We start from the raw sequence: 8,968 nt of genomic DNA, 5'->3' as shown, positions 1-8,968 counted from the left end.
GTCAGAGCGTGGTGCCCTCCTGGGGGCGGTAGACGCAGAGCGCGCAGATGATGAAGACGTCCAGTGCGATCACCACGAGCGACCAGAGCGGGAAGTACGGCAGGACCAGGAAGCTGTCGAGGGCACTCAGCGAGGTGAAGAGGATACCGGCGTAGCGGGCCCAGGCGGCGCCCTTGAGCAGGAACGCGCCGGTCACCGCGACCAGCACGCCGACGACGATGTGGACCCAGCCCCAGCCGGTGAGGTCGAACCGGAAGACGTAGCGGGGGGTGTGGACGAAGAGGTCGTCGTTGGAGACCGCCATGATGCCCCGGAGGGCCTCCATGATGCCGTTGATCAGCATCAGCACACCGGCGAACATCACCAGGCCGGGCGCCCAGTCGCGGAACTCGTTGCCCGGCGTCGGCTGCCGCGTGCCGGAGGTGGTGCGCCAGGTCTGCCCGGGCTGCTCGGGGTCGGTGCGCCGGGGCTGCCCGGGCTGCTCGGGGTCGGTGCGCCGGGGCTGCCCGGGCTGCTCGGGGCCGGTGCGCGGGGGCTGCTCCGGCTGCGCGGGGTCGGGCGACGGGCTGCTCATGGACTCCTCCAGGGGCCGAACAGGCCTACGGGCGGACCGTACGGACTTCGACCGTCCGCCGGGCCGGGGCGCCGGGCAACCGGGCCGGGGCCGTTCGGGCGACGCGTCGCGCGCGGGAAGCCCGGCGCGAACCGGTTCGCGCCGGGCCCGCGCTCGTTAGGATGAGCGGGTGCCCCGCCGGCTCCGGGGCGCGGCATCCGGAGGGAGTGGGCCGTCATGGCAGACGAGAGGCACGCTCCGGCGGCCGCGGAAGCGCCCGTCCGAAGGCGCGGCCAGGGCGAGTTGGAGGCACAGGTACTCGCGGTGCTCCAGCGGGCGCCCGGACCGGCCACCGCGGGGTGGGTCCAGGAACGCCTGGAGGGCGACCTGGCGTACACCACCGTGATGACCATCCTGTCCCGGCTGCACGCCAAGAGCGCCGTCTCGCGGTCCCGTTCGGGCCGCTCCTACCTGTGGCAGGCCTCCTCCGACGCGGCCGGGCTGGCGGCCCTGCGGATGCGCCGGATGCTCGACGGAGAAGCGGACCGGGACGCCGTCCTGGCCAGCTTCGTGAGCGCGCTGCTCCCGCACGACGAGGACCTGCTGCGGGCGCTGCTGGACGCCGCGTCCGTCGATCCGGCAGCGGCCGACCGTGAGAGCTGACCCGTGGGCTTCTTCGTCTTCCTCCCGCTCATCCTGCCGCTGACCGCGGTACCGATCGCGCGTCTCACCGAGCAGCACCTGCACCCGCGCGGTGCGGCCCGGCTGATGACCGTGATCAGCGCGGTGATGGCGGTGTGCAGTGTGCTCTGCCTCGGCCTGATCGGCGTGGTGGGCACCGCGCAGATCCCCGGCAACCCGCTGCCGGACAGCTGGTCCGACCCGGAGGTGCGGGCCGCGCTGCCGTACCACGAGACGTTCGGGACGGCCGCGATGTGGCTGCTGGTCCTGGTGGCCGCGGCCTGTGCCCGGACGGTCGGCCGGCACCTGCGGGTGCGCTCCCGGGCCCGGCGGGCGCTGACCGGGCTGCCGGCGGGGCCGGAGTCGGCCGGCGATCTCGCGGTGCTGCCGGACCGCAGCCCGTACGCGTACGCGCTGCCCGGTTCGCCGGGGCGGGTGGTGGTCTCCACCGGGATGCTGGCCGGGCTGCCCGAGGACGAGCGGGAGGCGCTGCTCGCGCACGAGCGGGCGCACCTGCGCCACCGCCACCACCGGTACCTGCTGACCACCCAACTGGCCGCCTGCGTCAACCCGTTCCTGCGGCCGCTGCAGTACGCGGTGGCGTTCAGCGCGGAGCGCTGGGCGGACGAGGAGTCGGCACAGGAGGTGGGGGACCGCCGGATCACCGCGCGGGCGGTGGCCCGGGCGGCCCTGGTGTCGCACGCGGCGCCGGCGCCCGGCTTCGCGGCCTTCGCCGCCCCGGCGCCCGCGCCCGGCCCGGTGCCGCGCCGGGTCGCCGCACTGCTCGGCCCGGTGCCGACGTCCCGCAACTGGCCTCCGGCGAAGACCCGGGCGGGCCTGGCCGCGATGGTCGCCGCGGCCGGTACGGCGGCGTCGGCGCTGTGCGCACTCAACGCCGCCGTGGCCCTGCTGGTGGTGCTGAAGGCCGTCACCCCGCTGTAGACCGGGTGGATCAGGCAGATCAGGCCGATCAGGCAGTGGCGAGCGCGTCCAGGGCGGCCTCGGCGTCGGCCAGGGACTTGGCGGCGATCGGCTGCAGCCCGGCCAGGGCGGGGACGTCGTCGGCGCGGGTGAGTTCGGCCGGGACGATGTGCAGGTGCTCGGCCGGGACGCCGAGCCTGGCGAAGTAGGCCCGCAGGTACGGGGTCTGGAAGTCGAAGGCCTCGCGCGGGGTGCCGGGGCCGTAGCCGCCGCCGCGGGCGGCCGCGACGACGACCCGGGTGCGGCGCAGCAGGCTCTCGCCGGTGTCCGGGTCGGTGTAGACGCCGGGGAAGCTGATCCGGTCGATCCAGGCCTTGAACACGGCCGGGACGGTGAGGTTGTACATCGGCACGCCGAGCAGCACGGTGTCGGCGGCGAGCAGCCGGTCGACCAGCGGGTGGGTGAGGGACCACTCGTGTTCCTCGTCCGGGCCTTCGGCGAGGGCGGCGACGTCGGAGGCCGGGATGGTCCCCTTGCGTTCGACGCGGCGGCCGAGCATGGCGTACCCGGCGCCGATCGCGGCGACCGGCTCGGCGGCGAGGTCCCGGTAGACGTACCGGCCGGCGGAGCCGTGCCGGGCGCGCCAGGCGGCGGCGAACCGGGCGGTCAGCGCGCGGCTGACCGAGTCGCCGAGGCTGATGCTGGAGTCCAGGTGCAGCAGGGTGGTGGTGGTCACAGCGTTCTCCCGTCACTTCGGTGGTGGGTGGATCGTCATCGGTGTGACGGGCGGGGCCGAGGAAAGGTGACCGATGGACCGGGACGAGGTGCTGGCGGCGCGGTTCGAGGCCGAGCGGGGGCGGCTGCGGGCGGTCGCCCAGCGGATGCTCGGGTCGACGGGCGAGGCTGAGGAGGCCGTCCAGGAGGCGTGGCTGCGGCTGGACCGGGCCGGCCCGGACGAGGTGGACAACCTGCCGGGCTGGCTGACCACGGTGGTGTCGCGGATCTGCCTGGACGTGCTGCGGGCCCGCGCGGTGCGCCGTGAGCAGGCGGTCGGCGACGCGCTGCCGGACGGCCTGCCGGACCCGGCGGCCGGCGAGGGGGCCGAGGGCGCGGACCCGGAGCGGCAGGCGCTGCTGGTCGACTCGGTGGGCCGGGCGCTGCTGGTGGTGCTGGACCGGCTGGGGCCGGCCGAGCGGGTCGCCTTCGTGCTGCACGACGGTTTCGCGGTGCCGTTCGAGCAGATCGCGCCGATCGTCGGCCGGACCCCGGTGGCCGCCAAGAAGCTGGCCAGCCGGGCCCGGCAGCGGGTGCGCGGGGCGGCCGCGCTGCCGCCGGAGCGGCTGGCCGGGCACCGGCGGGTGGTGGAGGCGTTCCTGTCCGCCGCCCGGGGCGGGGACCTGGCCGCGCTGCTGGCGGTGCTGGCGCCGGACGTGGTGCGCCGGGCCGATCCGGCCGCGCTGCCGGCCGGGCGTTCCCTGGTGGCCCGGGGCGCGGAGACGGTGGCCCGGGAGACCACGGTGTTCGGCCGGCGGGCCCGGTTCGGCGCGGTGGCGCTGGTGGACGGGGTGCCGGGGATCGTGATCGCCCCGGGCGGTCGGTTGCGGCTGGTGCTGCGGGTGGCGGTGGCGGACGGCCTGGTGGCCGGCTACGAGGTGGTCGCCGACCCGGTGCGGCTGGCCGCCCTGGAGCTGGCCGTGCTGCCGGAGTGACCGGGTCGTGCCACTGGATCCCGGACGCGTTTCGGTGGATGCCGTCGGGCCTGGCGGCATCCACCGGGCGTGGCCTACTCGGCGAGCCGGACGATCATCTTGCCGGTGTTGGTGCCGCGCAGCATGCCGAGGAAGGCGTCCACCACGTGCTCGAAGCCGTCCACGATCGTCTCGTCCGGGACCACCGCGCCGGAGCGCAGGTGCGGGACGAGGAACTCGTACAGCTCGGGGTGGGCGTCGCGGTGGTCGCGGACCAGGAAGCCCTCCAGCCGCAGGCTCCTGCCGACCACGTCGAAGAAGTTGCGCGGGGCGGCGGGCGGGTTCCCGAGGTGGTTGTACTGGGCGACGGCGCCGCACCAGGCGATCCGGCCGTGGTCGCGCATGGCGCTGATGGCGCCCTCCAGGTGGTCGCCGCCGACGTTGTCCAGGTAGACGTGCAGCCCTTCGGGGGCGGCCTCGCGGAGCCGGTCGGCGATCGGCCCGTCGTGGTAGTCGAAGGCGGCGTCGAAGCCGAGGTGCCCGGTGAGGTGGGCGGCCTTGGCGGCGGAGCCGGTGCTGCCGATGATCCGACCGGCGCCGAGCAGTCGGGCGAACTGGCCGGCGGCGGTGCCGACCCCGCCGGCCGCCGCCGAGATGAAGACCGTCTCGCCGGGTTGCAGCCGGGCGATCCGGGTGAGGCCGACCCAGGCGGACAGGCCGGTGCCGCCGAGCACCGACAGGTGGGCGCTGAGCGGGACGCCGTCGAGGTCGGGCAGCGGGCTCGCGCTCCCGGCGGTGACCACCGAGTGGGTGCGCCAGGCCTGGCGGTGGAAGACCAGCGCGCCGACCGGCAGGGTGCCGGCGCGGGACTCGACCACCCGGCCGAGGGTGCGGCCCTCCAGCGGGGCGTGCAACTCCCAGCCGCCCTCCTCCATCTCCTCGCGCATGTACGGGTCGACGGACTGGTGGGTGTTCTCGACCAGGGCCTCGCCGGCGGCGAGCGCCGGGACGCGTTCCTCGACGAAGGCGAAGTTCCCGGCGGTCGGGGCGCCGTCGGGACGGGACACCAGGTGGACGGCGTGCGCGGTGGGGCGGGGCATCGGGCTGCTCCGAACGGGAGGCGACGGGCGGACGCGCCCACCGTAGGAAGCGGGTGAGCGGCCGGGGAGGGGTCCGCGTCGATGGAACGGCGGCTTCCATGAGGGGGATCGATGGATGCCGGTAGATTCGGACGCATGACCGATCTCGCCCCGCACGAGCTGCGGATCCTGGTCGCGGTCGAGGAGGAGGGCAGCTTCACGGCGGCCGCCGCGCGCCTGGACACCACCCAGTCCGCCGTATCGCACGCCGTGCGCGCCTGCGAGCGGAAGCTCGGCGCGGTGCTCTTCGACCGTGGGCGCCACGGCGCACGCCCCACCGACGCCGGCGCGCGTGCGGTGGCGTACGCCCGCCGGATCCTGCGGCTGCTGGCCGCGATGGGCGCCGAGGTGCGGGGCGCGGGCACGGCGGGGCCGCTGACCGGCACGCTGCGGATCGCCGCCTTCCGCAGCGCGGCCGCCCACCTGCTGCCACCCGTGCTGGCCGGGCTGGCCGCCCGCCACCCGGGGCTGACGGCGCAGGTCCGGATCGTCCGGGAACTCGGCTGCGGCACCGCCGGAGAGGTCGCCGACGGCCGGGCCGACCTCGGGCTGGCAACCCTGGACGCCGACGGCCCGCCGCCCGTCCCGGGCCTGGTCGCGGTGCGCCTGTACGAGGAGTCGTACGCGCTCGCGCACCAGCGGGGCCATCCGGCGCCGCGCGGGCTGCCGCTGGTCGACTGGGACGAGAACTGCGATTCGTACACCCGGGACTGGTGGCGGCGGCAGGACTGGATCCCGCCCGCGACCATCGACGTCGAGGACGACACGGTGGCCGTCTCGCTCGTCTCGCAGGGCCTCGGCATGGCGATCATGCCCCGGACCGCGCTGCTCGGTGCCCCGGCCGGCCTCGCCGTCGCCGACCTCGGGCCGCACCCGCCCAGCCGGTTCGTCGGGTACGTCACCACGCCCGAGCTGGCCGGGACGGCCGCCGTCCGGGCGCTGATCCGCGAGCTGCGCCGGCTCCCGCTGCCGGCGGGGCTGACGGCGGCCTGACGAGTCGCCTGACGAGTCGCCTGACGAGCCGTCCGGCGGGCCACCTGGCGGGCCGCCTGTCCGGCTCCGGCGGCCGTCAGCCGGTCAGCCCTCAGCCGTCAGCCGTCAGCCCTCAGCCCCCAGCCCTCAGCCGTCCAGCGCGTCCCGGAGCCGGCGGAACTCGGCGGCCAGCGCGTCCAGCGTGTAGTGCGCGTTGAGCCCGCTCGGGTTGGGCAGCACCCACACCGCGGTGTCGCCGATGCCCTCCGGCTGGCGGCCGATCGCGGCCCGCCGCTGCCCGAAGGCCGTCCGGTAGGCGCCGATGCCGAGCACGGCCAGGACGCGCGGGCGCAGCCGCAGCACGCGTTCGGTGAGCGCGGCGCCGCCCTCGCGCAGTTCCTCGGCGGTCAGCTCGTCGGCCTTGGCGGTGGTGCGCGGGGTGACGTTGGTGATGCCCAGGCCGAGCGCGGGCAGTTCGCCCTGCTCGTCCGGGCGGAACTGGCGCGCGGTGAAGCCGGAGCGGTGCAGGGCGGGCCAGAAGCGGTTGCCGGGGCGGGCGAAGTGGTGCCCGGTGGCGCCGGACCACAGGCCCGGGTTGATGCCGCAGAACAGCACCCGCAGTCCGGGCCCGGTCACGTCGGGGATGGTGGTGTTCTTGGCCGCCTGGAGCTGTTCGGCGGTGGGCTTCACGGGAGGGAGGGGCTGGTTCGGCACTCGGCCAAGTCTGCCCGCTCCCTGATGAGCCGGGTACGCCGGTTCCGCAGCCAGCGCAGGCCGAACACCACCAGTGCCGCGTACGCCCAGCCCGCGAAGATGTCCACGATGAAGTGCTCGGCGCCGTACACCAGGGTGAACGCCATCGCGAGCGGGTAGGCGACCAGCAGCGCCCGCAGCCAGGGGCGGGCCGTCGGCCAGAAGAAGAACAGCAGCATCGCCGGGTAGGCGGAGTGCAGCGAGGGCATCGCGGCGACGTCGTTGGCGAACTGGCTGCCGTTCTCGACCAGCGAGTTGGCCTGCGGCACCCCGCTGGTGGAGATCACGTCCCACACGACCCGGACGAGCCCCGGCAGGTGGCCCTCCTGGGCGACCAGCCACGGCGGGTCGGCCGGGTAGAGCAGGTACGTGGCGAAGCCGGCGAAGGTGAGCAGCAGGTAGCAGGCGAGCAGTTGCCGGAACCGGTCGTGCCGGCGCCGCCAGAGCACCGCGAGCAGGGCGAAGACCAGGAAGAAGTGCGAGAGGTAGACGAGGGCCGCCGCGTAGTCGTACCAGTGCGGCGAGCCGGGCGTCCACAGCGCGTGCTGGAGCCGGACGGTCCAGGTCTCGCCGAAGCCGAGCACCTCGTCGGCGCGCAGTTGCGGCAGCCAGTGCGGGGCCCACGGGGTGTGCGCGCCGTAGCCGCGCAGCAGGGAGTACGTCCAGACCGCGGCCATCACCGGCACCCAGTCGCGCAGCACCAGCAGGAAGCCGCGGCGGCCGTGCCCGCTGTGCACGGCCGCCGTCAGCAGGGCGCCGATCAGCCACAGGAACACCACGTCGTTGGCGAAGGCCATGCCCTGGGTGCGCAGGTACCAGACGAGCGCGGTCAGGTAGACCGGCCAGGCCAGCAGCCGGAGTCTCGACAGACCGGTACGGCGGGGGCGGGCGGTCACGGGTCGCAGTCGCCCGGCCCGCGCCGGGTTGGGCGGGGCCGGGCTGAGCAGCTTCGTCATGCTCACCGAAACTACCAACGCAAACTTGGAGGACTCTGGGTGAACCATGACCGCCTCGTAAGAAAACCGCATAGTCGGGCCGCCGTTCTGACGGCGGAGCAGCGGGGTGACGGCCCCGTCATGAGACGAAGCCCAGCTCGTGCGGAGTGTTGTTGAGCCGGCGCCCACCGGTGGGGGTGACGGTGACGATGTCCTCGATCCGCACCCCGAAGCGGCCGGGCAGGTAGACGCCGGGCTCGATGGAGAAGCACATGCCGGGCACCAGCGGCCGTTCCTCGCCCTCGACCAGGTACGGCGGTTCGTGCGTGGTGAGGCCGATGCCGTGCCCGGTGCGGTGGATGAAGTACTCGCCGAAGCCGGCCTCGGTGATCACCCGGCGGGCGATCCGGTCGATCTCCTGGCAGCTGACCCCGGGTCGGACCGCCTCGAACGCGGCCTGCTGGGCGAGCCGGACCGCGTCGTGCACCTTCCGGACCTCCGCCGGCACCTCGGTGCCGACGTGCACGGTGCGGGTGGTGTCGGAGCCGTAGCCGTCCTTGAGCCCGCCGAAGTCCAGCACCACGGTGTCGCCGGGCCGGATCACCCGGTCGCCGGCCTCGTGGTGCGGGTCGGCGCCGTTCGGGCCGGAGCCGACCACGGTGAAGTCGACCTGGCTGTGCCCGTACTTGATGAGCAGTGCGCCGAGGTCGGCGGCGACGTCGGTCTCCCGGCGGCCGGCGAACTCGACCTCCAGGATGCCCCGGTAGGCGGCGTCCGCGGCGCCGCCGGCCGCGGCCAGCCGCTCCAACTCCTCGGTGCCCTTGACCGCGCGCAGCATCGGCAGGGTCTCGGTGAGCGAGGTGAAGCCGGTGCCGGGCAGCGCGGCCTGGAGGCCGAGCAGGTGCATCGCCCAGGCGTTGTCGGAGATGCCGTACCGGCCGGCCGGGTCGAGCAGCGGGCGGACGGTGGCGTACGGGTCCTCGCCGTCGGTCCAGTCGAGCAGCCGCAGGGCCGGGGCGCCGACCGCCCTCTCGGCGTCCGGGCGCTCCAATTCGGGGACGATCAGCGTGGGTTGGCGTCCGGCGGTGAGCACCAGGGCGGTGAGCCGCTCGGTGACCGCGGTGGGCTGGTAGCCGCACAGGTAGACCAGGTCGGGGCCGGGGGCGACGACCAGACCGGACAGCCCGGCGGCGGTCGCCTCGGCGGTGGCCCGGGCCGTCCGGGCGGTGTAGTCCTCGGTGGTGAAGGGTCGAGGCACGGTCGGGTCCTCCTCGAAGGCCGGGTGGGCTACTTGCGGACGGTGTCCTGCACGTTGAGGTCGTCGAT

10 protein-coding genes are annotated in these 8,968 nt (G+C 75.0%); 4 read left to right on the top strand and 6 right to left on the bottom strand.

Features of this window, described 5'->3' with window-relative positions; genetic code table 11:
• Position 1: 1 nt before the first annotated feature.
• On the bottom strand, positions 2–574 hold the full coding sequence (locus tag ACIQVZ_RS09600; RefSeq protein ID WP_402448480.1) for a hypothetical protein: 573 nt from the start codon (positions 572–574) through the stop codon (positions 2–4).
• A 216-nt stretch (positions 575–790) separates the two neighbouring features.
• Here ACIQVZ_RS09600 and ACIQVZ_RS09595 point away from each other — a divergent pair, with 216 nt between their 5' ends.
• Positions 791–1,216 carry a BlaI/MecI/CopY family transcriptional regulator gene (locus tag ACIQVZ_RS09595; protein ID WP_350876992.1) on the top strand — a complete coding sequence of 142 codons (426 nt, stop codon included), beginning with the start codon at positions 791–793 and terminating at the stop codon, positions 1,214–1,216.
• Between the two features lie 3 nt (positions 1,217–1,219).
• Positions 1,220–2,176, top strand: a complete 957-nt coding sequence (locus tag ACIQVZ_RS09590; RefSeq protein ID WP_350876994.1) for a M48 family metalloprotease — start codon at positions 1,220–1,222, stop codon at positions 2,174–2,176.
• Positions 2,177–2,204: 28 nt separating this feature from the next.
• On the opposite strand, the gene ACIQVZ_RS09585 is transcribed toward ACIQVZ_RS09590, so the two are convergent.
• On the bottom strand, positions 2,205–2,891 hold the full coding sequence (locus tag ACIQVZ_RS09585; protein ID WP_350876996.1) for an NAD(P)H-dependent oxidoreductase: 687 nt from the start codon (positions 2,889–2,891) through the stop codon (positions 2,205–2,207).
• A 73-nt stretch (positions 2,892–2,964) separates the two neighbouring features.
• Here ACIQVZ_RS09585 and ACIQVZ_RS09580 point away from each other — a divergent pair, with 73 nt between their 5' ends.
• Positions 2,965–3,864 (top strand): sigma-70 family RNA polymerase sigma factor, encoded by a 900-nt coding sequence (locus ACIQVZ_RS09580; protein WP_402448477.1) that lies wholly within the window; start codon positions 2,965–2,967, stop codon positions 3,862–3,864.
• A 74-nt stretch (positions 3,865–3,938) separates the two neighbouring features.
• Here the strand turns inward: ACIQVZ_RS09580 and ACIQVZ_RS09575 are convergent, their stop codons facing one another.
• The gene (locus tag ACIQVZ_RS09575; protein ID WP_402448475.1) at positions 3,939–4,943 is read right to left on the bottom strand and encodes an NADP-dependent oxidoreductase; all 1,005 of its coding nucleotides are present in this window, start codon (positions 4,941–4,943) and stop codon (positions 3,939–3,941) included.
• Positions 4,944–5,078: 135 nt separating this feature from the next.
• Here ACIQVZ_RS09575 and ACIQVZ_RS09570 point away from each other — a divergent pair, with 135 nt between their 5' ends.
• Entirely contained in the window at positions 5,079–5,975 is an 897-nt protein-coding gene (locus tag ACIQVZ_RS09570) for a LysR family transcriptional regulator (protein WP_402448473.1), read from the top strand.
• A 126-nt stretch (positions 5,976–6,101) separates the two neighbouring features.
• On the opposite strand, the gene mug is transcribed toward ACIQVZ_RS09570, so the two are convergent.
• From mug to ACIQVZ_RS09555, 3 genes are all read right to left on the bottom strand, one after another.
• Positions 6,102–6,668: a G/U mismatch-specific DNA glycosylase gene (gene mug, locus ACIQVZ_RS09565; RefSeq protein ID WP_402448470.1), complete on the bottom strand. Its 567-nt coding sequence runs from the start codon at positions 6,666–6,668 to the stop codon at positions 6,102–6,104.
• Entirely contained in the window at positions 6,641–7,663 is a 1,023-nt protein-coding gene (locus ACIQVZ_RS09560) for a phosphatase PAP2 family protein (RefSeq protein WP_402448467.1), read from the bottom strand. The genes mug and ACIQVZ_RS09560 overlap by 28 nt, the downstream gene beginning before the upstream one ends.
• Before the next feature lie 118 nt (positions 7,664–7,781).
• Complete coding sequence (locus tag ACIQVZ_RS09555; protein WP_402448465.1) at positions 7,782–8,900, bottom strand: aminopeptidase P family protein; 1,119 nt, start codon at positions 8,898–8,900, stop codon at positions 7,782–7,784.
• Between the last annotated feature and the right edge of the window lie 68 nt (positions 8,901–8,968).

The organism is Kitasatospora sp. NPDC098663 (assembly GCF_044760075.1).
In the GTDB taxonomy this organism is placed as follows: domain Bacteria; phylum Actinomycetota; class Actinomycetes; order Streptomycetales; family Streptomycetaceae; genus Kitasatospora.
Note: the sequence above shows the minus strand (reverse complement) of the source record. Positions and strands in the feature narration are given on the sequence as shown.